The 26,499-nt window shown below is 40.9% G+C and carries 18 protein-coding genes; 11 read left to right on the top strand and 7 right to left on the bottom strand.

Annotated features, from left to right (window positions below; all coding sequences use genetic code 11):
* Window positions 1–4,706 (bottom strand): retention module-containing protein (locus tag H5200_RS19680; protein ID WP_182762298.1); only part of this gene is annotated, 4,706 nt, incomplete at its 3' end.
* 231 nt (window positions 4,707–4,937) lie between these two features.
* Here H5200_RS19680 and H5200_RS19685 point away from each other — a divergent pair.
* Genes H5200_RS19685 through H5200_RS19700 form a run of 4 tightly spaced genes read left to right on the top strand, consistent with a single transcriptional unit; the run spans window position 4,938 to window position 11,160 of the window.
* Window positions 4,938–6,938 (top strand): TolC family outer membrane protein, encoded by a 2,001-nt coding sequence (locus H5200_RS19685; protein WP_182740705.1) that lies wholly within the window; start codon window positions 4,938–4,940, stop codon window positions 6,936–6,938.
* A gap of 41 nt (window positions 6,939–6,979) precedes the next feature.
* Window positions 6,980–9,118 (top strand): type I secretion system permease/ATPase, encoded by a 2,139-nt coding sequence (locus tag H5200_RS19690; RefSeq protein WP_182762301.1) that lies wholly within the window; start codon window positions 6,980–6,982, stop codon window positions 9,116–9,118.
* On the top strand, window positions 9,115–10,536 hold the full coding sequence (locus tag H5200_RS19695) for an HlyD family type I secretion periplasmic adaptor subunit (RefSeq protein WP_182762303.1): 1,422 nt from the start codon (window positions 9,115–9,117) through the stop codon (window positions 10,534–10,536). Before H5200_RS19690 ends, H5200_RS19695 begins: the two co-directional genes overlap by 4 nt.
* A gap of 36 nt (window positions 10,537–10,572) precedes the next feature.
* Window positions 10,573–11,160, top strand: coding sequence for a response regulator transcription factor (locus tag H5200_RS19700; RefSeq protein WP_182719450.1), 588 nt, complete (start codon window positions 10,573–10,575; stop codon window positions 11,158–11,160).
* Between the two features lie 148 nt (window positions 11,161–11,308).
* Here the strand turns inward: H5200_RS19700 and H5200_RS19705 are convergent, their stop codons facing one another.
* From H5200_RS19705 to H5200_RS19715, 3 genes are all read right to left on the bottom strand, one after another.
* Window positions 11,309–13,294, bottom strand: coding sequence for a LapD/MoxY N-terminal periplasmic domain-containing protein (locus H5200_RS19705; RefSeq protein ID WP_220491374.1), 1,986 nt, complete (start codon window positions 13,292–13,294; stop codon window positions 11,309–11,311).
* The gene (locus H5200_RS19710; protein ID WP_259398876.1) at window positions 13,294–13,863 is read right to left on the bottom strand and encodes a transglutaminase-like cysteine peptidase; all 570 of its coding nucleotides are present in this window, start codon (window positions 13,861–13,863) and stop codon (window positions 13,294–13,296) included. The genes H5200_RS19705 and H5200_RS19710 overlap by 1 nt, the downstream gene beginning before the upstream one ends.
* A gap of 320 nt (window positions 13,864–14,183) precedes the next feature.
* On the bottom strand, window positions 14,184–14,642 hold the full coding sequence (locus tag H5200_RS19715) for an LPP20 family lipoprotein (RefSeq protein WP_182762305.1): 459 nt from the start codon (window positions 14,640–14,642) through the stop codon (window positions 14,184–14,186).
* Between the two features lie 162 nt (window positions 14,643–14,804).
* Here H5200_RS19715 and H5200_RS19720 point away from each other — a divergent pair, with 162 nt between their 5' ends.
* A complete protein-coding gene (locus H5200_RS19720; RefSeq protein ID WP_182740701.1) occupies window positions 14,805–15,998 on the top strand; it encodes a flagellar assembly protein FlgT in 1,194 nt (397 codons plus the stop codon).
* On the opposite strand, the gene H5200_RS19725 is transcribed toward H5200_RS19720, so the two are convergent.
* Window positions 15,982–16,884 carry a LysR substrate-binding domain-containing protein gene (locus tag H5200_RS19725; protein ID WP_182762307.1) on the bottom strand — a complete coding sequence of 301 codons (903 nt, stop codon included), beginning with the start codon at window positions 16,882–16,884 and terminating at the stop codon, window positions 15,982–15,984. The genes H5200_RS19720 and H5200_RS19725 overlap by 17 nt on opposite strands.
* 114 nt (window positions 16,885–16,998) lie before the next feature.
* Here H5200_RS19725 and H5200_RS19730 point away from each other — a divergent pair, with 114 nt between their 5' ends.
* The 4 genes from H5200_RS19730 to H5200_RS19745 all read left to right on the top strand — a co-directional run bounded on the left by H5200_RS19730 (window position 16,999) and on the right by H5200_RS19745 (window position 21,158).
* The gene (locus H5200_RS19730) at window positions 16,999–17,727 is read left to right on the top strand and encodes a glutathione peroxidase (protein WP_145239576.1); all 729 of its coding nucleotides are present in this window, start codon (window positions 16,999–17,001) and stop codon (window positions 17,725–17,727) included.
* Between the two features lie 140 nt (window positions 17,728–17,867).
* On the top strand, window positions 17,868–19,316 hold the full coding sequence (locus tag H5200_RS19735; RefSeq protein WP_182719455.1) for a dihydrolipoyl dehydrogenase: 1,449 nt from the start codon (window positions 17,868–17,870) through the stop codon (window positions 19,314–19,316).
* A gap of 87 nt (window positions 19,317–19,403) precedes the next feature.
* The gene (locus H5200_RS19740; protein ID WP_182719456.1) at window positions 19,404–20,021 is read left to right on the top strand and encodes a DUF4303 domain-containing protein; all 618 of its coding nucleotides are present in this window, start codon (window positions 19,404–19,406) and stop codon (window positions 20,019–20,021) included.
* A gap of 135 nt (window positions 20,022–20,156) precedes the next feature.
* On the top strand, window positions 20,157–21,158 hold the full coding sequence (locus H5200_RS19745; RefSeq protein WP_182762309.1) for a hypothetical protein: 1,002 nt from the start codon (window positions 20,157–20,159) through the stop codon (window positions 21,156–21,158).
* 175 nt (window positions 21,159–21,333) lie between these two features.
* Here H5200_RS19745 and H5200_RS19750 read toward each other — a convergent pair whose 3' ends face one another.
* Window positions 21,334–21,924, bottom strand: a complete 591-nt coding sequence (locus H5200_RS19750; RefSeq protein WP_182762311.1) for a hypothetical protein — start codon at window positions 21,922–21,924, stop codon at window positions 21,334–21,336.
* Between the two features lie 109 nt (window positions 21,925–22,033).
* Window positions 22,034–22,951 carry a LysR family transcriptional regulator gene (locus H5200_RS19755; RefSeq protein ID WP_182762313.1) on the bottom strand — a complete coding sequence of 306 codons (918 nt, stop codon included), beginning with the start codon at window positions 22,949–22,951 and terminating at the stop codon, window positions 22,034–22,036.
* A gap of 85 nt (window positions 22,952–23,036) precedes the next feature.
* On the opposite strand from H5200_RS19755, the gene H5200_RS19760 reads away from it, so the two are divergent.
* Both H5200_RS19760 and H5200_RS19765 read left to right on the top strand, forming a co-directional pair.
* Window positions 23,037–23,816 (top strand): NAD(P)H-dependent oxidoreductase, encoded by a 780-nt coding sequence (locus H5200_RS19760; RefSeq protein WP_182762315.1) that lies wholly within the window; start codon window positions 23,037–23,039, stop codon window positions 23,814–23,816.
* A 729-nt stretch (window positions 23,817–24,545) separates the two neighbouring features.
* Window positions 24,546–25,874, top strand: a complete 1,329-nt coding sequence (locus H5200_RS19765; protein WP_182762317.1) for an ATP-binding protein — start codon at window positions 24,546–24,548, stop codon at window positions 25,872–25,874.
* Window positions 25,875–26,499 lie beyond the last annotated feature (625 nt).

Below are 26,499 nucleotides of genomic sequence, written 5' to 3' on the forward strand. Positions count from 1 at the left end.
GCATCAACAACAAAAGCGCCTTCTGCAAGCGGGGTCGGTACATCCACCGACCAACTGCCATCAGCCAACACAGTGGCAGTTAAGGTTTGTATATCGCCATTGGCATCGGTGACCGTAATGCTCACCAGCCCGCCAATTTCATCACTGCTACCGGTGATGGTTGGGGTGCTGTCGTTCGTCGCAGCCAACGGATCAATATCAAAGGTTGGCGCAAGAGTATCGATCACTCCGCCATTTTCTGTGTCGCTAGCGGTATTGCCGGCGGCATCGGTGACGCTGGCATCAACAACAAAAGCACCTTCTGCAAGCGGGGTCGGTACATCCACCGACCAACTGCCATCTGCAAGTACTGTCGCCGTTAAGGTTTGTATATCACCATTGGCATCGGTGACTGTAATGCTCACCAACCCACCTATTTCATCACTGCTGCCAGTGATGGTAGGCGTGCTGTCGTTGCTATCAGCCAACGGGTTGATATCAACCGTCGGTGCAAGAGTATCGATCACCCCACCATTTTCTGTGTCACTGGCGGTATTGCCGGCGGCATCGGTGACACTAGCATCAACAACAAAAGCGCCTTCTGCAAGCGGGGTCGGTACATCCACCGACCAACTGCCATCAGCCAACACAGTGGCAGTTAAGGTTTGTATATCGCCATTGGCATCGGTGACCGTAATGCTCACCAGCCCGCCAATTTCATCACTGCTACCGGTGATGGTTGGGGTGCTGTCGTTCGTCGCAGCCAACGGATCAATATCAAAAGTAGGCGCTTGAGTGTCAATTACTCCGCCGTTTTCAGTATCAGACGCGGTATTACCTGCCGCATCAGTGACACTGCCATCCACTTGGAATGTGCCCTCTGCAAGTGGGGTCGGTACATCCACCGACCACGTACCATCTGCCAGTACCGTCGCGGTTAAGGTTTGCACAGCGCCAGTGGCATCAGTGACAATCACGCTGACGAGACCGCCAATTTCATCACTGCTACCAGTGATGGTAGGCGTGCTGTCGCTCGTTGCAGCAAGCGGATCAATATCAAAAGTAGGCGCTTGGGTGTCAATTACTCCACCGTTTTCAGTGTCGCTGGCGGTATTACCTGCCACATCGGTCACGCTGGCATCCACTTGGAATGCGCCCTCTGCAAGTGGTGTCGGTATATCTACCGACCACGTACCATCTGCCAGTACCGTCGCAGTTAAAGTTTGCACCGCACCGTTTGCATCTGTCACGGTGATACTTACCAGTCCACCAATTTCATCACTGCTACCAGTGATGGTTGGCGTGGTGTCGTTGGTTACAGACAACGGATCAATATCAAAAGTCGGTGCAAGTGTGTCAATGATCCCCGTTGCCTGAGCATCACTTGTTAAGCCATTTACAGTGATACTTGCATTAACCGTAAATTCACCTTCGGCAAGCGTATCTTGTGCATCTACACTCCACACACCTGCTATGACGGTTGTGTTCAGAGTTTGGCTATTATTATTACTATCAGTAATTACCACGGTGATAAGTGTACCGTCAGGGGCATCAGACGTACCACTAATGGTTGGTGTTACATCATTGCCATCAGCAACCGTATCGATACTAATACTTGGTGCGTTACCATTTAAAATAAAGGTATCAGAGGCCGTTGCTTGATTACCTGCAGTATCCGTTATGCTCGCATCGACATTAATGGCGCCGTTTTGTAATGCAATAGGTACTTCTACTGACCAACTGCCATCGGTATTTACTATCGCGGTTAAGTTTTGTGAATTTACACCATCGGTAACAACTAAGCTCACAACACTGCCCGCTGGTTCATCAGTTTGACCACTAATGATCGGCGTACTATCGCTAACTGTATCTAAATTATCAATCGTTAATATGGGAGCGGTAGTGTCAATTATACCCGTTGCATTATCAGACACGATATTGCCTAAGCTGTCTGTTAATGTGGCATTAACGCTAAATCCACCCTCAACTAATGCAATTGTTGGTGTAACACTCCAATCACCATTATTGTCTACTTGTGTCGTTAATAATTGCGTTTGACCATCAAAACCAGTTATCAACACACTGACAGTATCACCTGCAACAGCATTAAGACTAGTTCCTGAAATGCTTGGAGTCGTGTCGTTTGTTTCTCCAATCACATCAATTGTCACTGATAGTAAACTCGAATCAATAAGACCGGTTTGAGTATCTGAAGCTTGATTGCCAGCATTATCTGTCACTGATGCAGTAACGCTATAGCTCCCTTGCGCGAGTGCGCTGTCAACTTCGATAGCAAAACCTCCATCGGCAAGCACGCTGGTCATTAATGTTTGTTGCACACCATTTGCATCGGTTACAACAATAGTAACCATAGTACCAACTGCCACACCGCTGACTTGACCCGAAATAACCGGCGTATCATCAGCCGTATTTGCCAATGGCTCTAAATTAATAGTCGGTGCAGTAAGATCAATTAGGCCTTGCGCAACATCAGTTGCTTGATTACCCGCGGTATCTGTTACTGACGCAGTAATAGAAAACTCACCTTCGGAAATTGCTTGGTTAGTGCCAACTTGCCAACTACCATCAGCATTCACTGTAGTGGTTACAGTTTGCACTGTGCCTGCACTATCAACCAAAATCACAGTAACTAAAGTACCTGCTTCAACACCCGAGACTACACCTGAGATAATCGGAGTCACATCATTAGAATCAGCAAATGAGTCAATACTGATGGTCGGAGCAGTCAAATCAATTAGCCCTGTTTCGGTATCTTGGGCTGTGTTTCCTGCTGTATCTTGCGTTGTGGCTGTCACCGTATATGGCCCTTCGGCTAAAGCACTGGCCACTGCTATGCTCCAAACTCCACTGGCATTTATTTGTGTGATAACCGTTTGTTGCTGACCGTTACTATCTACAATGGTGACTGTTACTTGGCTTCCGGCAGCCAACCCTTGGGTAATACCTGAAATCGTCGGTTGTTGATCATTACTATCTACTAATGGATCGATATTGATCAGTGGGGCAGTTAAATCTATAGTACCCACTGCCGACGCTGAGCTGCTATTACCAGCTGGATCCGAAACGGTGGCTTGTACTGTATAATCGCCCTCCACCAATGCATTAATAACGTCAACTTGCCAATTGCCATTGCCGTCGGTTGTAGCCGTCAGCGTTTGCTGTTGCCCATCACTGCCTGTAACTAACAGAGTCACTGTTGTACCTGGCGGCACATCTAATACTGAGCCTGATATTAATGGTGTTGTGTCATTGCTATCGTTCAATTGATCAATCGAGATGACTGGACTGGTTAAATCTACTACACCAGCTGCACTATCTTCGGCTTGATTACCAGCGCTATCAGCGACGCTGGCTGTCACTGTAAATTGACCTTCAGCCAGTGCATCAACAACCTCTACAGACCAACTGCCATCAGCTGTAACCGAAGCAGTTAAAGCTTGCGCAACGCCGTCACTAGCTACAACGGTTATTGATACAAGCGTACCCGTAGCTACACCATTTACCGACCCCGTCAATGTAGGAGTCACGTCATTGGTATCAGCAATTGCATCAATCACAATTACTGGCGCGGTTAGATCTATAATGGCTGTAGTTTGTGCATTACCTTGGTTACCAGCTTCATCAACCACATTTGCTTGAACACCATAAGGACCTTCAGCCAAAGCTGCGGTGGTAACACTCCAATTACCTTGCTCATCAATTTGCGTCACAAACGTTTGCACTTGCCCACTGCTATCAGTCACCGTAAGCGTTACATCATCACCGGCCACCAGCCCGACTACGGAGCCTGTAATTACTACCACTGGCGATGTCGAATCAGCAAGTGTATCAATACTCACAAGCGGTGCTGTGGTATCAATATCGGCAGCAATGTTATCTGAAATTGGATTGCCATCTGGGCCTGTTGCTGTAACTTCAACAACAATTGGGCCATCTGGTAATGGTTCTAATTCCGGTGAGGTGAAGGTGCCGTCAGGTTGCACAACAACATCAATCGTTTGTACATTACCCAAAGCATCGGTGATTGTAATTAATACTGTTTGACCCACTAAATTAGTCGATGCACCTGAAATAATCGGTTGCGGGTTATTAATTAAGCCAATGTCATTTAACTCTAAACTACCAATTAACGCGGTTTCGGGCACCACCCCATCGGTCGTATCACGAAGAGAAAAAATGCCATCATTGTTAGCTGTAAAACTATCATCAAAAGATAAACTACTTGGATCAATACCCTCAGCGATACGTGCAAGTTCCACAAAGGAAGTACCTCCACCAGAACCTGTTGCAGCATTACCACCAGCGGCAGTTGCTTCTAATGTATCCAGTAAATCACCACCACTTTCAAGGGCACTCAAAAAATCACTGACATCTTCACTTAAAGGAGAGGAGGATGCCTCATCTGCAGTATTCGGTTGGTTTAAGCTAGCAATGGCATCATCAATACTATCATCAAAAATTGTTGTTTCTGAGCTATCGCGGGTCGTTTCGGCAACAAGGTCGGGGGTGATTCTTACCCGTTGATTGGCAGGAATAGACAGAGACATACCTTTGATATCGATCATAACCGAGGAGTTCTCAGCAGTGATAATAACATCACCAACCGTCAGCGCGTCCCCCAACGATAATGCCCGAATTGAACCATCTTCTAAAACAATCCCAGCTGAGCCTTGAATGTCTATGATCAGTAATTGATTTGCGTCCATTTTGCTGCCTTTAATCAAGAGTTATACCTTTGTATTACTCAAATTTAGGACATCACAGCCAAAAGGATACTGGACTAAAGTACAGGTTTTGAATTTTTAAAATTGTATTAAAAGATTAAAAAACTGGTAGAAATTAATTTTTGTGCTTTATCAAAGTTCTATTTGCACAAATTGATTTCGTTGTCTAAAACTAAATTTAATTGCCCATAAATTTGGATCTAAGAGGACGAAATGGCTAAGAAAACTAACTTTACCGGTACTAGATTTACAACTCTAATTGGTTTGGTTTTAGCTGCAAATGGATTTACCCCCAATCTTTATGCAGAACAAACTTCGATCATGCCTTTAACTTATGTAGCCGACAAAGCGATTGCGAGCAACCCAGAAGTTCAGCAAGCTTGGCATGCTTTTAAAGCATCTGTTTATGGCATTGACGCAGCACAATCTGGGTATTTACCGACCCTAGACGCATCAATCAGTGCCGGCTATGAAAAGCGCAACTACGGCGTAGAAGATGAATACAATCGAAATACGGCAGAGTTAACATTACGACAAATGCTCTATGATGGTTTCCAAACATCTAATACAGTTAAACGCTTTGAGCGAATTCAGCTCATTCGCTATTTTGAAATGCTCTCCCAAGCAGAGCAAACCGCCCTGCAAGCAAGCGTTGCCTACCTTGATGTACAGAAGTTCACCACGTTAGTTGAGCTGGCACAAAAAAATCTTCAAGAGCATGAATCGGTTTATCAGCAAATTGAGCAAAGTGTTGGTGCTGGAGTTGCAAGAGCTGCCGATCTTGAACAGATCAGCGGCCGCCTATCACTTGCACAATCAAATGTAATGACTGAATACGCAAATCTCCATGATGTTAGCGCACGCTACTTACGCATAGTCGGCGAACTTCCTCAGCAAGGCACCGTGGCTGCAAAATTAAATGAAGACAGCATCCCCATTTCGATTAATCAAGCTCTTGATATTGCCTATAAAAACAGCCCAAATTTTTATGCATCGCTCTACAATATTGAAGCGCAGCAAGCAAATGCCCAATCGCAGAAATCCGCCTTTCATCCAAAGGTTGATTTATCCGCCCGATATGGCTCCCAAGATCGCGATGAACTTGGTTTTAATCAAACCCGTACCGAAGCCCGGGTTGGGATTGATGTACGTTACAATCTCTATAACGGGGGCCTCGATAGCGCTAATTTAGAACAAGCTTATCAAGAAGTTAATATTGCAAAATACCAGCGAGATCAATCCTGTATCGAAATTCGTCAAAATCTGCAAGTTGCTTATAACAATGTCAAAGTACTTGAAAGTAAATTACCAGCCCTTGACCAGCATCGCCGCTCATCAGACAAAGTAAAAGTTGCCTATAAAGATCAATTTGATATTGGTCAACGCACGTTATTAGATGTGTTGGATGCAGAAAACGAGTCATTCCAGTCAAACCGTTCCTATACAGCAGCACTTTATGAACGTCAAAGTGCCATATTAGCGATGCTAGCAGAAATGGGAAAACTACTTCCGACACTTAATGTAAGCTCAGACAAATTCCCGAAAATCACTGAATTAACAGATGATACTATTGCCCATAATGCCGAGTTTATCTGCCCTAAATACGATGTTGCAGCAACAATCAATCGGCAAGCATTTTTGCAAAAAAAAGCCCAACAAGATAACGCCTATATGAGCATGACTGCGATGCCCAGTTATCTCAATGCACCGACCTTAAATAGCAGTACATTTAGTGATGATGATAATGACGGTGTTGCCAACGAACAAGATGATTGCCCTTCGACCCCAACCTTGACTGAGGTAGATGAAAAAGGCTGCACTAAATACAACAGTAATACTAGTAACGTCGAGATCGGTATTCCGTTCGTGGCTGATTCAAGTGTTGTGCGCCCTGAGTATTTGCAAGAAATCGCACGCCTCGCTGATTTTTTAAAATCACACCCATCTAAAAATGTTGAAATACAAGGGCATGCTTCACTCGAAGGGCCTGCTCTTTACAATAAAAAACTATCAGAAAAACGAGCATTCTCCGTGGCTGAAATTTTAATTCAGCAATACGGTGTTGCCCCTAAACGGGTTAAGTCACTCGGTTATGGAGTAGATAAACCAAGAATTAATGAGATCTCTGTTCGAGCTAACGCCGCTAACCGCCGTATTGAAGCTGTGATCACAGACACAGAAACTGGCAATAGCTTTGTTGCGGCAAGTTATTAATCTGAACTAGTTAAACAATATAAAGTGATATTGGAAGCTATATGGAAATAGATGATGAAATCGGTCATGGTGGTATTTTAGTCGACTGCTTAGCAATTTTATGCCACTACCATGATCGTGAATTTTCCCGCGAAACCTTGCTAAATGGACTTCCTCTTGAGCAAGGTAATCTTACTCCTTCTGGTTTTTCAAGGGCTGCAAAACGCATTGGTTTTAAAACTAAAGTTGTAAATAAACAACTTATTAAAATCAATACGGCATTATTACCCGCTATTTTACTACTAGAAAATAATCAAGCCTGTGTGATCACTGCACTGGATCTGCAATTACACACCGTAGAAGTTATTTACCCTGAACTCAGCGATTCGGCAGTAACCTTACAAATTACAGATCTGAGCAAAAATGCCACTGATATTGTTATTTATACACGTCCTGAATTCACCTTTGATGCCCGCTCGCCAGTGCTGCAAAAACTATCTAAAGACGGCTGGTTTTGGGGCGTGATAAAAGAATGTCGATCCTTGTATAAAGACGTGATTATTTCAGCCATTGCACTAGGCGTACTTTCAATTGCGATGCCATTATTTGTTATGAACGTGTATGATCGAGTGGTACCAAATCAAGCTGTTGAAACACTATGGGTATTAGCCATTGGCGTATTAATCGCGCTGACCGCCGACTTCATTTTAAGGTTAGTACGCAGCTATTTTGTCGAACTCGCAGCAAGTCGTATCGACGTAAAAGTCTCCGCAGTTATTATGGAGCGAGTACTGGGTATGCAGTTAAAAAACCGCCCTACATCAGCGGGCTCATTTGCCAGCAATATCCAGTCATTTGAAGCTGTGCGAGGATTTTTCAGCTCAATCACGCTTATCGCTTTGGTTGATTTACCCTTTGTACTTTTATACCTCACCGTGATTGCTATCATTGGCGTACAGCTTAGTATCCCGATCATTGTCGGAGCACTGTTGCTACTATGCTATGCCTTAGCCGCCCACCGTAAATTAGAAGCGCTATCAGAGCAAACAATGAAAGCCAGTTCAATGCGTAATGCTATTTTAGTAGAGAGTCTCACCAATATCGAGGACGTTAAAAGCTTTCATAGTGAATGTAAAACCCAGGCTGCATGGGAAAAATCAACCATTTATATTGCTCGGGTTAATGCACAGAGCCGGCTGATCTCCGGTTCAATTGCTAACTCAGCCACTTGGCTACAACAATGTGTTGGCGTGATAATTATGATTATTGGGGTGCACTTAGTTATTGCTGGTGATTTAACCCAAGGAGGCTTGATCGCCGCCTATTTATTATCTTCACGCACTATGGGGCCAATCGGTCAATCTGCCGCTGTGTTAGCACAATTTCACCATGCCGCTATTGCCATGCATTCACTCAATGAAATAATGGAAAAAGAAATTGAGCGTCCTGCAGGAAAGCATTGGTTAAGTCACCCCGTTTTACGTGGTGATATAGAGTTTCATGATGTGCACTTTAAATATGCTGATGACAGTAACGAAGCATTATCAGGTGTATCATTTAAAATCAAAGCCGGTGAAAAAGTGGCTATCCTAGGACGTAATGGCTCAGGAAAAAGCACCCTAGAGAAGTTAATCCTAGGGCTGCATGAGCCAAATTCAGGATCAATTTTAATTGATAACACCGATATTCACCAAATAGATCCCGCAGAATTACGCCATAACATTGGTTATGTTCCACAAACTATCTCACTATTTTTTGGCACCCTCAAAGACAACATCACCTTAAGTGCATGGCACGCCAAAGATGAACAAATTATTAGTGCTTGCGAGCGTAGCCAATTATTCGATCTTATAAACTCTCATCCTGATGGCTTTGACCTACAAGTTGGCGAACAAGGTCGCTTACTTTCTGGTGGACAACGCCAAGCTGTGGGAATGGCTCGAGCATTGATCAATGATCCACCCATACTCATTCTCGATGAACCAACCTCAGCACTGGATCATAATAGCGAAGCCAAAATCATCGCCAATTTAAAACAACACAGCCAAGATAAAACCTTACTTGTTGTTACTCACAGAACCTCATTACTTGAGTTAGTCGATCGTATTATCGTAATTGATAATGGCAAAATTATCGCCGACGGTGCAAAAGCCAACGTTATCGCGTCTCTCAATAATCAAGCCGTAGAGCGTGCCTCATGAGTAAAAATAAAATCACTATAGAGCAACGCTCTTTTGAATCTGTCGGTCGTGCCATTGAGACTAGTAAAGGACAAAAGCCATCAATATTTAATAACTTATTTAAAGGCTGGTTATCCCCACCTAATAGCCAAGATTGGGTGGTCGATGCACAATGGGAAAAAATGCAACAGCAACCAGCCAGTGCCAAGTTACTGCTATATTTAATTTGTTTAAGTATGGTGTTGCTGGTTGTTTGGTCTGCATTTGCAAACCTAGATGAAGTTGCTCGTGGTGAAGGCCGAGTGATCCCATCAAATAAATTGCAACTGATCCAATCCTACGATGGCGGCATGGTAGAGCAAATTAATGTCCGCGAAGGGCAAATCGTCAATGCTGGCGATGTATTAATAAAAATAGACCCTACCAGATATATTTCGAACTTTAGAGAAAACCAGTCAAAAGTGTTGTCACTCAGTGCCAAAGTAGCGCGTCTTGAAGCTCAGACTAAAAAACAACCGTTAATTTTTGAGACTAAACTCACTGCTGATGCGCCGGGAGTCGTGATGCACGAACAAGCACTTTACACCAGTAATAACCAAGAGCTTGAACAACAAGTCGCAATTCATAAACGCCAATTAGAACAACGCCGTCAAGATCATATCGAAGCACAAGCAGCCCTGCAACAGCATAGCAATGCCTTACGATTAATAAACCGCGAACTACAAGTAACCCGCCCATTACTACGCTCAGGCGCAGTATCTGATATCGATATTATTCGTTTAGAACGCCAAGCTGTTGATTTAAATGGTGAGATAAACCGCACTAAGGCTGTTATTAATCGTAGCCTTTCTGCTATTAATGAAGCGAAGAATAAAGTAAACGAAGTCGAATTATCTATGATAAACCGTTGGAATAATGAGCTTTCTGAAGCACGGCTGCGCCTAGATGCAATTAAAGAAACCGAATCTGGTTTAGCAGATAAAGTCACCCAAACTGAAATTCGCTCTCCGGTTAATGGCACTGTGCAACGCCTGATGGTCAATACCGTCGGTGGCATTTTACAACCTGGTAGTGATGTACTTGAAATAATACCGCTGGATGACCAACTAATTGTAGAGGCCAAAATCCCTCCGAAAGACATTGCTTTTTTACGTCCGGGACAAGCTGCAATGATCAAATTTAGTGCTTACGATTTTGCGATATACGGCGGACTAAGCGCCGAAGTTATACAAATTAGTGCCGACACGATTACTGATGAGCGAGACAACACGTTTTATTTAGTACAGCTGAAAACGGACAAAAGCCACTTTGCCGAAAACCTAACAATTATTCCAGGAATGACAACTCAGGTAGATATTATTACTGGTAAAAAAACCGTGTTGGAGTACTTGCTTAAACCGGTATTACGAGCAACCTCATTAGCAATGACTGAGCGTTAATTAATATTATTCTTACATTTTTAATATGGAACTATAATGCGCCAAAGTGTCTTTATCACCGAAGCTAAGTTTATTTCACCTCACTGGCAAGCAGCCTACCCTGAATGTGAAATACGACAGCAACAACCACACAATATTACAGCAGATACTATTTTATGGATCTTAGCTGGCAGTCCTGATTGGCTTAGCGTAGTACAAAGGTACAGTAAAAATCGCATTCCAGTGATTGTGATGAGCAAAGAGTTAAACATGGCAGAACTCTGCGCTGCGCTGCAAGTGGGAGCTCGCGGTTATGTTGAAGCATTTGCCAGTAAGGTAATTATAGAGCAAGTGGCAGAAACCGTTATCAGTGGCGGCATCTGGTTACCGGGTCAGTTGCTATCAAATTTAGTCGGCGTGCTCTCAAAGCAGTCAATCAGTTATCAGCATGCTTGTGATCTAACACTATTAACCAAACGCGAACACCAAGTGGTCGATATTGTTGTCACAGGTGCCAGTAATAAAATGGTTGCAAAGCAATTAAACATTACCGAACGTACCGTTAAAGAACATATGAGCTCGATTTTTAACAAGCTCAAAGTTCGTGACCGTATGCAATTGATGCTCGCAGTAAAAGGAAGTTAAAAAATTGAGAATTCAATTTCTAATACTTGTGCATCTTCCGTAATGTTATAAATCAACCGCATTTTTCTACATTAAGAACCAGAGTACAAACGCAATACTATGTCCGTAGATTAGAGTCTACCTTGGGCAGAATACACAACCCTATATTTTATTCTTCCGCGCTTGCTTTTACTTCATCATCAACTGGTTGCGATACTATGCCATCGAATCCTAGCCCTTGTAATGTCACCTGATCTTCGGGGTTATTAACGCCCTCAGCAATGACTTTTATACCAATTGAATGAGCTAGTGCGCACACTCCTCTTAAAAAAGTCTGATTATCTTGGCTGTAACTAATATTGTGTCCGTAAATACTATCAATTTTAATCATTTCAAGACCTAACTCATGAATTTTATCTATTTTAGTGAAAGCTGGCCCGACCCGTTTCAGTGCCACTTTTGCTCCCATACTTTTCACTTGCATACAAAAATCTTTAAAAATAGTCAATTCAGCAACAGCTAAACTTTCACGTATATCAAAACAAATATGCGCTGCTAATTTTGGAAACGCCAATAAATAAGTCAATATCGCAGCAAGCGCGGCATCATCTAATAATGTTTCTTGTGATAATTCCACCGATATAAGTTTTAAATCCTCTCGCGCTTCAAATGTTTGTACCAGATATTTGATCAAGCCCCAGTCTAATCGAGCAAGTAACTTCAATCGCTTTGCCCATTGTAAGTAATAGCCACTACGATAGAGCTCACCATTGAGTAATAAACTTAAGCTCACTTGGTTTTGTAATAACTTACCCGAAAAAGATTTAACCGGATAAAGCAACACATCTAAGTCATTATTATCTAACGCGCGCTCAATCGCCTCACGCCAACTAGCAGCGTCAGAAAATAATTCATTGCGCTGCTTATTATTATTAATTTGAACCTGTATTGTCGGCTCTGCCACGGCGGCTTTTAATAAATTATCGACCCGTTTTAACAATGTAAAACGACTATCTTCACGCTCTATATAACTACAACTGTGTGGGATAGTTAAACCAATATGACTGTATTCTGCCAGTAATACTGCATGTTGTTTAAGTACCTTCGAACTCAGACTTTCGATATCATCAGTGTCATTTACCAATACCGCAAAATCGCTATGAGACATACGGGCAATATGACTTGCTGAAAAACGATCTTCATTGGCTTCTAAAAAAGCGACCAATGTTTGTGTAAAGCGGCGTAAAAAAGCCACCATCTCAACACGATTGATTTGCTCACTGATCAGGTCAAGATTGACAATACGAAATAAAAATAACGCGCCATGAGCATGTTCTTTTGATTGCTCCAATTGTGCTTCTAAAGTGGCACAAAAATACTCTCGATTCGCCAAGCCAGTTAATTCATCGTGCTGGCTTTTAAAACGAAACTCCTCTAAGCGTTTATTATCTTCTTTAATAATACGACTAAAGCGCGTTGACAGAAGATTCATCGAACTAACTAACCGAGCAAATTCATACGTTTTTGGTACTTTAGATTTAATAAAACGTTTATCACCTAGCGCATTTGCTTGCTGCACAACATCATCTAACGGGCGTAAAATTCGACTTAAAAAATGAGCACTCGCTATACATGCGGTAATCGCCACCATAAAAAAACTCCAGAATAATCGAATCGCGCTCTCCCATAGCGCTTGCTCTGTGTATTGACTATGGCTCTCTACATATAAAGTACCAAACTGCTGCCAGCCATCGCTCACTTGCGCAACGCCTGGCATCACATGTAATTGATAAAGATGATGAAACCAAAGTGGCGCCGATGTATCAAATTCACCACTAAATACTCGTTTTACGATCGGTTCACCTTGCGGGTCCTGCAATTCAATACGTTGGTAGTGCCCTGTATCAAAAGTAGCAGAAATAAGTAGCTCTAATTCAACATGATCTTTATGCAGCTGACTGAGCATTAAAGCCAAGCCATTAGCATTATCAATATTTTTTAAATACAACTGAGAAGAAAAATACTGTTTAGCCGAATACGTACTAATGAGCACACTACTGACGAAACCAATAATTATGACCACTAAAATAGCCAACCACAGTTCTTGGCGTAAAGTGATCTTACTTTCACGTTTAAATAAGGACATAAATGACATCACCAGATAATTCCTTCTTGTTGTGTTTGTTCAATAATTCGTCGCCAGCGAGATAACCTAGCAGTTGGATTGGCAACACTTTGGGTTGAGTTGTTCGCCCACAAGCCTTGGCTGTTAAAACTAAAAACGGGGCTTAGATCGGTGCGTTTAGCGGCAGGCAGTACTTTTGTTATTAAACTATCTAATATCAGCGGTTGTGCATTAGGAGTAACAAAATACCCCAACACCATATGCGCCTGAGTTTGTTTTGAGTTAGGACCGCCGATCTGTGCTTTAACGTAGATCAAACGTAACTTATCATCTTCAATGCCTAGTACTCGCAGACTAATATATTTAGCAATCGCATAATCTTCGCAGTCACCAAGGCCTTTGCCTAATGTTTCAAGTGGCGTTGCCCAGTAATCATTTTGCTGCCATAGCTCAATATCAGTACGATAGCGTAAGTTGCGAGCAAAAAAATCATTTACGATTAAGATTTTTTGTTGCTCAGTTTGATTCTGTGACTGAACCAACATCGTTTGCCAATTACGTGCTACCGCTACGCGCGTTGGTCCAAATTGCAGGTTCATTTTTTCTAAAAAGACATTAAACTGGATGGGGAGACGATCGGCAAAAACCACACTGGTAACTAGTATAAACAATAGCGCAAAATGCAGTAACGGGCAGTTACTAAACTTTCGCAAAAGCACGCAGCCAAAGTGCAAAACGCTCACTGACGCGACCATAAGTATATTAATAAAAACCGAGTTATTTTTTTACGTGCCACAAGCTTTATTCAATAAAAAACATTAAATAAAGCATAGCACTGAAGTATTCACTGTGAGATATTTTAGCGTGTCTTTTGTTAGTTACTAACATAACTAACAACTAATTTATTAGATCAAGCGTTTTAGTAATAAGTTACTTTTTTAACTTCGCGTGGTTTAATTTCATCTATGTACAAGTCATGCACCCGCTTCATATCAAGTTGTAACTCAGTGGCATAGGTATCACCTACGGCATAGGTTTTAATTACTTGTGCGCCTTTAATAATCCCTTGTACTTGCCCTTGCAAGTGATCGTTTTGTGCAATACTGCCTTGCACTGTGGTGCCTGCGGTAATTTTTTGCCCATATACTTGCTCTGCCAGCTCACGATACGCTTCTAGTTTTGATGCTTTAATCGCCATTAATGAGCGTTGTGATTGGTTATCACCCGGTTGCGCACTGATCGGCGCATAACCCACGGCTTTTAGAATTGGGTAGTTATCTGGCTCAATATACTTATATTCCACATGTTTATCAAAAATACTGCTACAGCCAGCTAGACCTAAGCTTGCTAATATACAAATTGAAATCACAATACGCATGGCTTCTCTCACGCTTTAAAAGAATCATTAATAACTAAATCAATGCACGATCAATGCCATAATTAACTGCTATGACGGTTTTAAAGCAACCTTGCAAAACAATTGGTACAGTCCTTGCTCTGTCACTGTTAATAGCAAATGTATATTCATGGGGTTAGGGTAATGAAGCGAATTTTATCAATGGTAGTAATCGCCAGCAGTTGGCTAAGTATTAGTCTATTTTCCTCCCATACAGTTGCCCAATGGTATGAATCAACCGGCCATGCAAGCATTAAAAATGATGATATAAGTGCGGCAAAATCGGCGGCAATAAAAGATGCTATCACCCAAGCTTTAGTGTTCTCAGGGGCACGCGTCAGCTCAATGCAAACCTTAGTAGATGGGGTGTTAACCCAAGATCAACTAAAAATAAACAGCCATGGCGAAATTCAAAAGATAGAGATGATCAGCGAAGATCGTAAAGCCGATCAATTTGCAATTACTTTGCGCTTGGATATCTTCCCTCAACAAGAACACTGCCCTGCGAACCAATTTACTAAATTTGTTGCGATCACCCAAACACAATTAAATAATCGCGAACAAGCGAAGATGGGTCAAATATTTGACATTAATAAAGCCACCAGCGAAGCACTCTACAAAACGTTAAATCAATCGGCTATGAATGCTAAACCAACGGCTTATTTTAATTTTCCGATCCGCGTTGGCGAATTTTTTAATCAACAATACGATTACAGTAATGCCCTATTAGAAGAAATATCGAGCCGCAGTAATTCTCAGTATGTATTGTTAAGTCAAATTGTTGATATCTCAAATGGCGATAAACTCAATAACAGTTATGCTTTTTGGCAGGACGAAACCTACCAACGTTCATATAAAATAGATTTTGCCTTGTTTGATGGCACCACTTACGAGCGAATGTGGCAAAAAAGTTATCGCAGTCAAGCTATCTGGCCATTTGAAAAAACTGCAATTATTGACGTGTTTAGTGATAAATTTTGGAGTTCAGATTACGGCCAAAATATAGCCGACATAAACCAAACCGTTAGTTACGACTTACAAGCCGCAATGGCTTGCCTTGAAACCCAAGGTAAAATATTACATATAGAAAACAATAAGCTAATTATTAATTTAGGCAAAGCCCATGGTATTGAAAAAGGCCAACGCTTAAATATTGCACATCATAACTATTTAACCGATGCAGCGGGAAATAAAATGCCACACCTGATCACCACGCTCAATCAAATACAAGTTGAGCAGGTATATCAACAAAGTGCGGTTGCCGTCAGTATTGACCAACAACCACTGCCTAATATTCAAATAAATGATGTAGTAGAACTGACTAATTTAGAGCCTTAGTCAATTGTTGGTGTAAGCTTGGGTGCTCAATAAGCCAATTAGCAAGTAATTCAATGCCCGCTAAATGCGGGTAATGTTTACGACAGGCCAACACCACACTTCGCTGTTGAGTTGGGAAGATTGGCAAGTAGCTAATACCTGCACGCTCTGTGCACGCAAGCTTAGGCACGAAGGTTACCCCATCATCCATAGCCACCAATGCTAATAAGGTTTCTAAGCTATTACCTCGGTACTCATTGGACACATCAACCCCAGCGGCAAAACAAAATTGCTGGGCTTGATCTTTAAAACAATGACCATCGCTGAGCATCAATAAACTGCACTCTTGTAGCTCATCTAACACTATTTTACTGCGTTTTGCTAAACTATTTTGCGCTGACATAGCGACCAAAAAGTCTTCTTTATACAATTTAACTGTATGATAAAGTTTAAGTTCAGGCACATCTGCTAATATAGCGATATCTAACTCACCGTTATCCAGTGCGCTTAATATAGTCGCGGTTTGCATCTCAACAAAAGCAAATTGGCTATCAGCAAACGCTTCTTTCATCGAGGTGAGTAAGGTAGGTAATAAATACGGTGCAATCGTTGGAATAATGCCTATTCTTACTTTACCTTGTAGTGGCGACGATGACGTTGCTGCTAGCTCTTTTAATATTTGGGTTTGCTCTAAGATCACTTTGATCTGTGTCAACAAACGTTCACCTTGAGCCGTTAAAGTAACCTGCTTAGTAGAGCGGTCAAATAAAGTAACACCCAGCTCTTGTTCAAGTTTTTTAACCTGTCCACTGAGAGTGGGTTGACTGACAAAACATGCATCGGCGGCTTTACGAAAATGCTTAAAGTGCGCAATCGCTTTTACGTATTCAAGATCTTTTAAATTCACTGCAAACTCATAATTAATCGGTAATACCTATCATACTAATATAAACAAACGATTGGAGCTATTATAACTTTCACGACATAATGGCTATCAACAAATCAAGAGGAACTAAAAAACATGTTAAAGAATATTGAAGGTCAAACAATTCCACAGGTTACATTTGCAACACGTCAAAATGACGAATGGAAATCAGTAACTACCGATGACATTTTTAAAGGTAAAACAGTGGTTGTGTTTTCACTACCCGGTGCATTTACACCAACCTGTTCATCAACTCACTTACCACGCTACAACGAATTAGCTGGTGTACTTAAACAAAACGGCGTTGACGACATTGTGTGTTTATCAGTAAACGATACCTTTGTAATGAATGCATGGGCTGAGCATCAAGAAGCACAAAACATTACCTTATTACCAGACGGTAACGGCGAATTCACTGACGGCATGGGCATGTTAGTTGATAAAAACGATTTAGGTTTTGGCAAACGCAGCTGGAGATACTCTATGCTGGTTAAAGATGGCGTAATTGAAAAAATGTTCATCGAACCAGATTTACCTGGCGACCCGTTTGAAGTATCAGATGCAGACACTATGCTCGATTACATCAACCCTAAACAAGTTAAACCAGAGCCGGTGAGCATTTTCACTAAACCTGGCTGCCCTTTCTGTAAAAAAGCGAAAGCATTATTAACAGAGAAAGGCCTAGTATACGAAGAGATCACTATGGGTGCTGGCGCATCACTGACTAGCCTAAAAGCTATTTCAGGCCGTGAGACCGTACCACAAGTATTTATCGGCGGTAAGCACATTGGTGGCTCTGACGATTTAGAAAAATACTTTGCTTAATTAAGTAAATACCTTAAGCAAATAATAAGGGGCAGCAATGCCCCTATCCATACCCTTTTTAAATACCCATTTTAAATACCTATTTTATTAACTAATTTAAAAACCAGTTTTTTAATAAAATTGGTATTGAGGACATCACCATGAAAGAACTAAACACCGACGTTGTTGTAATAGGTGCTGGCACCGCAGGTTTAAGCGCTTACCGCAATGCAAAACAACACACGTCTAACGTATTAATGATTGAAGCAGGCCCATACGGTACTACCTGTGCGCGAGTTGGCTGTATGCCAAGTAAATTACTTATTGCCGCCGCAGAAGCCGCCCATGCAATTGAAGCCGCGCCAGCCTTTGGTGTGCACAGCTCAAAACCAACCATAAACGGTGTTGAAGTAATGGCGCGCGTGCGCAATGAGCGCGACCGCTTCGTAGGTTTTGTAGTAGAAGCCGTGGATGAGCTACCCACTGATGATAAAATAGTAGGCTACGCAAAATTTTTAGATGCCAATCGCGTACAGATTGACGACCATACAATTATTACCGCTAAGCGCTTTGTAATTGCTACCGGCTCTCGACCTGCTTACCCTAGCGTATTTAATAACTTTGGCGACAGACTAATCATTAACGATGACGTTTTCGATTGGCAAGACTTGCCAGAGTCAGTTGCTGTATTTGGCCCTGGTGTTATTGGCCTCGAAATTGGCCAAGCGTTGCATCGCTTAGGTGTTAAGGTAAAACTATTTGGTGTGGGTGGCGCGATTGGCCCAATTACCGACCCAGTTATAAAAGACTACGCAAATACTGTATTTGCTGAAGAGTTTTTTGTCGATACCGATTCAAACGTATCCGATATGAAACAAGTAGGCGATAAAGCGCAGCTTACCTATGTCGACAAAAACGGGCAAAAACAAACCGAGCAATTTGATTACGTACTTGCCGCGACGGGCCGCGTACCAAACACCGACAAACTCGGTCTTGAAAACACTGGCATTGAGCTTGATGAACGTGGCGTACCAATCGCTGATAAACACACAATGCAATGTGGCGACTCCAATATATTTATCGCCGGAGATGCCAGTAACATGATCCCACTACTGCATGAAGCGAGCGACCAAGGCTCCATCGCAGGGCAAAACGCGGGGCGTTTCCCTGATGTACGTATTGGCCTGCGCCGAGCGCCAATTGCAGCCGTTTTCAGCGACCCACAAATTGCTATGGTCGGTGAAACGTACAAGCAAATAACGGCTCGTTATGGTGAGTGTGGTTGTTTTGAAATTGGCGAGGTCAGCTTTGAAAACCAAGGCCGCAGCCGCGTAATGTTGAAAAACAAAGGTCATATGCGTTTATACGCAGAGCAAGGCACAGGCTTATTTTTAGGTGCTGAGTTTATTGGCCCACAAGCTGAGCATATCGCCCACCTACTGGCATGGGCTGTACAAAACAAAATGACTGTACCACAAATGCTCGACATGCCATTTTATCACCCAGTGATAGAAGAAGGCCTACGTACAGCACTGCGTGATTTAAACGCTAAGCTGAAATTTGGCCCAGATATCATTAACCAATGTATGGAATGTGGCCCTGGAGCATAAATAATAAAAAGCCAGTTAATTTAATTAATTGGCTTTATTACATATGATAAACTGCCAAATTATTAATTTTTTACAAGGAATGATTACATGGAAACTGACTTTTCTACTTTTGAAGAAGCGTTATATTTAGATAGTAAAAAAGCATTCAAGCAAATTTTAGCTGACTTGGGTGATGATATTTATGTAATCGGTTTTTATCACTCTGGTAGCTGTTCATTTTTACCTATGTTCAATACTCATACTGATTTTCAAAGCACATTTGAAGACGAATATGACTGCGAAGAAGATGACCGTTTACTCGCTAAATGGAACGTCAGTGACTTTCCATCATTAGAAGATTACTCAGAATATTTTGAACACAGTAGTGAAATTCTACAAACACTCGACAATGACGATAGCTATGAAATAGTCAGTGATGAAGAAATCCAAAAATATTGGCAAGCATGGTTATCAACCTTAGAGCGCGTGTTAATTCGCTTAGATAACGAAGGTATATTTTCAGAAGGTGTAGAGCGAAACTCAATCACGCTTGCCATACTCGCTTACGATGAAACTGAAGATGAGCAATTTTCACGCATTAAACGCATGAATCCGCCCGCTGTTTTAGCAACTATTGAAACCGATTTTGAAACAATGATTGCCAGCCGTAACGAAGCAGAGCAATTAGCGATGGCAGAATTTGAGCGTATGTTACAAGAGCGTTAGTTTTTAATAAATAGCTCTATATTGGCGCATAGTAAGTAATTGAGTAAAGACGAATTCAGCTATGGCTGCATTTCAATAAAATACATTAAAGCGAGCCTTTTTATAGGCTCGCCAAGTAACTAAAAGGAATTTTATATGTGGTTTGAAAAGCTGACAGGCTTTAGTGAAGAATCCCCGTTACAAGTGCATAAAAATTTATCAGTTAACGGTAATATTTTAAAATCTCATATTAATGCAAAGGAATATCATTGCGGCTTATTAGAAACACCATCATTAGCCGAATTAAGAAATCGCGTTAATTATAATAAAGCGCTAGATATAAAGAACTCTATTCGTGAAATCGTTGCTAATGTTCAAGACCTTCATACTGATAAGAACAATGTCGGTGCATTATTCCAGGTTGCCTCACAATTCAACCTTTTAGAAATGGTTTCTCCTGATGTTACACCTGAGCACGGTGTCGATGGCTATGAGTATGATCGTACTCAAGGACCTGCTTGCGCTATAGCTGCAGGTGCCGGAACTATTTATCGAAACTATTTTGCAAACGTAAATGGTGAAATTGGTCAAACGGCTAATAATCAGATCGATTGCCTGAGTGACATTGGTGCCGCATTAGGAAATAAAAATAACCGTCTTTGGCAAATGAAAAATGGTTATGCTTTGGCATCTGAACAGGGGTTGACAGAAATAAATGAAAAAATTAACTCAACGACTGAATCTGAACTCGACAAATTAAAAGCTTTGTTACGCATTGGCATCCAATGGGATACAGAGGTGACACTAAATACTCTAAAGCAAACAGTCAGCCAAGTTTATTGTTCAGCGCTTCCTGTCGCATATTCACAAATACCACCAAGATTATGGGCTAATTTTGCCAAACTCATATTAGAGGCTTGTTACGAAGCAACAATATGCTCTGCTATTTTGAACTATCAAAAAACTGGAAACAATAAAGTATACCTAACACTTATTGGTGGTGGCGTATTTGGTAATGATAGACAATGGATCTTACAAGCCATTGAGCGCGCCTTGAAACTATACGAGTACGCAGACCTTGATATATTTATTGTAAGTTACGGCTCTTGTGATCCTTATGTTCAAAAATTCATAGGTAATTTTTCAAAAAATAAATGATAACTACAGTAAAAGCTGGCGTCATTAATAACGAAACCTTACCAACATAAGCTTTAAGGTCGTTGGTAAGGCGCTAGCCTTTTAATTGTTAATCCAATGGCTTTTTATTTCATTAAAAATTGTTAAGGCTAATGAGCAGCACTCTAGGGAAATTAATCAGAGTAAGCATTACAACTTAAAAATATGTGAGTAGGTCAGTATTAAAAACTAACCCAGATAAATTATTATCATTAACTAATTCTTTAAAATCATCGGTGCAGTAAAGTGACAAGCCTGATTGCAATTTCGATTTAAAAATAAGTTTATTTCTTACATCCTCCTTATCGAATGCAAGTGACTTTAATCCATCCTCATAGCCATCCAGATAGGCTTTTTCTGTCAAGCTCAAATCTTCTTGAGCAAAAGTAAGTGGGTTGAATAAATATAATTTATCGCCATCAGTCTTTAAGTTAATAAATTCGCCAAATTCACTTAAAGGAGCGCTTAAATATGTGTAGGCAGTTTTGTTTAACACTAAAAAAGAGCTGTATAAATTAATGTCATAATTCTGCTTTTTTGCTCTTTCGAGATGCTTACATGTAAACCCGCGAGGAGATAATGCTGTTAATGTGACATTTCCTTGAGGAACATCGCTCATAACTGTACGAATAATAGTATCACTCATAGGCTCATTAGCGTTTTTAACTATCTGCTTTGACATTTCCATTATATCGAGATCAATTACATCATAGGTATTTGTCGGTTTTCTAAGCTGGTACACATTCATTATAGGTCCTTTCCTAGCTATTTCTAAAAGCTAACGGTTAACTTAATTTAAAGGTATATTTAGGTATGTACGGTGGAAGATAAAAATGAATGATACGAAAATCTGACACTTATTTGCTTATTCCTGGAATTTTTAAACACTCCTCACTAATAAAGTCAATCAATGCTCTTACCCTCAGTAACTCAGCTTTTTGCGGCACATATAACAAACTTAGCTGCACAGCTGGTAGCGAATAGTCTTTAACAATTTCAAGTAAAGAGTTTGATAACAGATAATCGTTTACAAGCCAGTTATGCACCGGCGCAATCCCTCTCCCATCTGCAACTAACTCTTTGACTGCCAAACCGTTATCAACTTTTAAGTTTCCACTTAATTTTATATAAATAACTTCGTCATTGCCTCTATTCGTTACGCTCAGCTTTTCGCTATTGATAATATTTTTCATTAGCACGCAATCAAGCTTTGCTAAATCATTAATTTTTGGGCTGTACCCTAAGTCGTTTAGATAACTAGGCGAACTTACAAATAGTCGTTCACTATAACCCAACACCTTTAATTTAAGTGAACTATCCGATAAAGGCCCCAACCGAATTGCAATGTCCACATCGTCTTTAACCAAATCAATGCGCTCGTCAGTCAAACTCAATTCAATATTCGTATTTGGATTCATCGACTGAAATTTATTAATGATTTTACAAAAATAAAGAACCCCCAACGACACAGTACAAGAAACTTTTATTTTCCCTTCTGTAGAGCTGTTTTTACCTACCGTCTGCGTTAAATTTTCTACTAGGTTTAGAATGTCAACACACTTATCATAAAACATCTTTCCTTCAGAAGTTAAAGTTAAACTGCGTGTCGTTCTGGTAATTAACGGGGAGTGCAGCTCTTCTTCAAGTTCAGCAATATGCCTTGTCACACTTGGCTGTGCAATACCTAACTCTTTTGCCGCTTTTGAAAACTTCCCAGACTCAGCAACCCTAACGAATGTACGCATTCTATCTAGTGATAAATTCTTTTTATTCATATTTCAAATAATTAATATACATAAATCCATAATTATAATTTATATGAAACCTCATATAATGTCATTTTTAACTTAGAGTATTTGTATGAACGTTTTAATTATTTACGCACACCCAGAACCAAAATCGCTTAATGGATCTATTTTAAACATACTTAAAGAGCAACTTAACTTAGCCAAATACAATATAAAAATTTCAGATTTATATGCACAAAACTGGAAATCAGAAGTCTCTAGAGAAGATTTTAGCGAGCTTGATGCCGACTCTCGATTAAAAGTGCCCCATGCGTCGGGAATATCAACGGCTAATGGCAGCCTTAGCGCTGATGTGATACTCGAACAAGAAAAGTTACTATGGGCCGATACTGTTATTTTTTTATTTCCGCTTTGGTGGTATTCGATGCCAGCGATTTTAAAAGGTTGGTTTGATAGAGTGTATTCTTATGGTTTTGCCTATGGTGTTGGTGAGCATAATGACAATAAATGGGGAGAGAGGTTTGGCGAAGGCAAACTTCAAGGTAAAAAAGCCATGCTTATTGTCACTGCCGGTGGATGGCAAGAGCACTATTCGAGTATGGGGATAAATGGCTCAATCGATGACTTGTTGTTTCCAATTAACCATAATATGCTTTTTTATCCAGGGTTTGATGTTTTGCCTCCCTTGGTTTTCTACCAAGCAGATAGAACAGCAAAGATTGAATTTGAGATGATCAAGCAAGCCATTATCGAAAGAGTAAATACCTTAGAGGTAACCCAAGCCATAAACTATAGAAAGCAGAACTTTGGGGATTACACCATTCCACAAATGCAATTAAAGCCCCATTTAGTTAATGGTAAACGAGGCTTTAGTATTCATACTAAAGAATAATACAAAACTAAGTCATTGATAGCCTGTGGAAATAACATGTACTGACGGTTAAATCATCAACACAGATAATAACTTTCCTGAGGTGGTGAACCGCTCCTTGATATTAGACCAAGATGCTGCACCACTCCAGGTTTTTCAAGAAAAACAGCATATAACAGAGCACTTACCAATAGTATTCGCTTACATAATTATACTGAGCCAAAGGTGCATATTCTCCCCAGCGTTGAGGTAACAATAAAACCAGCTCGTCCGCAGCGTAGTTGCATAACTAATGCACTAACCCCGCTGGCACATGTAGGCCTTGTTGCGGGTTTTATATCGGTAACAAAGTCGCCTGCCCATTAAGTACAAAAAAGAACTGCTCTGCAAACTCATGCTTATGCGACTGCTCCCCGTCGGCACTCGCTCTTGGATCACATTCAATGCAGTACTCTTCACCAAATGCCAACCATCACAATTATCACCCTTATGCCCCCAGTTATAATGTTCAGCGTTATCGACTGAAATAGGCATTGCCATATCTTCGCTATCCCTTAAAAGCTACTGCACAACAAAGTAAAACATCACCGTTTAAAATAGTAGTCAATTTAATTTATACAAGGAAACCACACTTATTCGCGCATAAAAGTGTGAAAAAACACATTTATTAGCGCATAAAAGTGTAAAAACTTGCATTTATTCGCGCAATAAAGTGTAATTAATCATCTAGTGAGTAATACGAGACCTGCCATGCAACGATTAATTTTAGAAAAGTTATTAGATTGGAAATCTAAGCCAGCACGAAAACCCTTATTAATTGATGGCGCTCGCCAAACAGGTAAAACTTATTTATTACAAACTCTATTAGGCAGTACCTTTGCAAACGTGATTCGAATCGATTTTTTAGAGTCCCCGCAAATGAGTGAAGCATTCGCAGATTCATTATCCCCCGAAAACGTACTATCTAATATAGAGCTACTTACAGGAAAAACGTTTGACCCTAATACAGATCTACTGATCCTTGATGAAATAGGCGAATGCCCTAAAGCAGTCACATCTCTCAAATACTTTGCTGAACAAGCGCCGCATATGCATATTGCCGCCAGTGGTTCTAATATCGGTTTATTAAACTCCTTTCCTGTAGGTAAAGTGGAGCAACATAATCTGCGCCCTCTCACATTTCGTGAGTTTCTGATCGCCTCGAAAGAAACCGCTCTAATTAAGGCATTTGCAGCACAAACAAACTCAAGTGCAGCACATAGTAAATTATTCTCAAAACTCACTGATTATTACTTTACGGGTGGTATGCCAGAGGCTGTAAGTACATGGTTCGATTTATCTGATCACAGTATCATTGACCGCGTTCAAGCTGTAACAGACATTCATAAAAATTTAGTACTGGGCTATCAACGAGACTTCGGCAAATACTCAGGAAAAGTAGATGCAGGTTTAATCGAGGCTGTATTTAACAATGTTCCAGCACAGCTATCATCAGTGATGGATGAATCGGTTAATCGCTTTAAATTTAAAGGGATGCACGATAAAAAATCTCGCTATAGTGATTTTGAAAGCGCTATTTCTTGGTTAAATAAGTGCCGCTTGATACTCAAAAACCACCCTATTGACGGCACACCTAAAAGCCCATTAGCAGCATATAAAAAAGACAATATCGTTAAATTATTTCTTTTTGATGTGGGCTTATTAAATCATATGCTAAACATTGGGTATAAAGAAATAAAACAACAAGGCTATGAATACAAAGGCTTTGTGGCCGAAAACTTTGTACAACAAGAGCTCGCTGCGCAAGGTATTGACCCAACATATTCATGGGGAGATGCAAGAGCGGAGATCGAATTTGTGGTCTCTGATGACGAAGGCAACATACTGCCTATCGAAGTAAAAAGTGGTAAACGCACCAAAGCAAAATCACTACAATCGTACATAAATAAATGCCAGCCCATCAAAACAATTAAACTCACAGGCACGCAAGGCTCATCACCACTGGAAAAGGAGTATATTGTCCTCCCGCTCTACTACAGTGAATATGCAGTAAGCAAACACCTGAGGCTGATGCATTGATGAAAGATAGGCCTACACATTACACCAATTTAAACATCATTGAGGAAACTGGCGAATGCTCACAAAACTATTACGATGGTGAACTCATACTCAAAGTAAAAGGTCAGTGATTCGCGGTTAGAGCCGTTTTTTAATAGGCACTAGCACTAGGCACTATTCATGGAAGGTAGAAAAAGCCTAACTAAACAACTTTAAATAGCTAAAGCCCAAACATGCGCTTTAGCTACCAAGTCATACTCAAAGCATTGTTTTGATGCGTATACAGATAACCTAAAGCTATACTACAAGCTTTAGCTTGTTCAAATACCCTACCCAACCTCGAAAATAATCTTTAGCTACCCACTTGCCAGAATGGCAAGAAAGCTCTTACTTGGAGCTCTGTAAATAACTGTACTGGATAAAATAACAACCATTCTCGCTTCCATAGTCAGCTTCGAGCGAAAAATATTCACTCATCTATCCATTTTCACTATTCAGTGAAAGTATTATGTCGTGATAGGTAGCGGAGTTTTTCAAGTTAGTTGTCGCCTCAAGTTAAATTTTATGCCGCCCGCATTTCTTCTTTTTTCTCAGGATTCAAATTTACTTCGTTTATCATTGACCAATCTCGTGACTTTCCTGACCA

The sequence above is a fragment of the Pseudoalteromonas sp. SG43-7 genome, from assembly GCF_014164295.1.
GTDB lineage: Bacteria > Pseudomonadota > Gammaproteobacteria > Enterobacterales > Alteromonadaceae > Pseudoalteromonas > Pseudoalteromonas rhizosphaerae.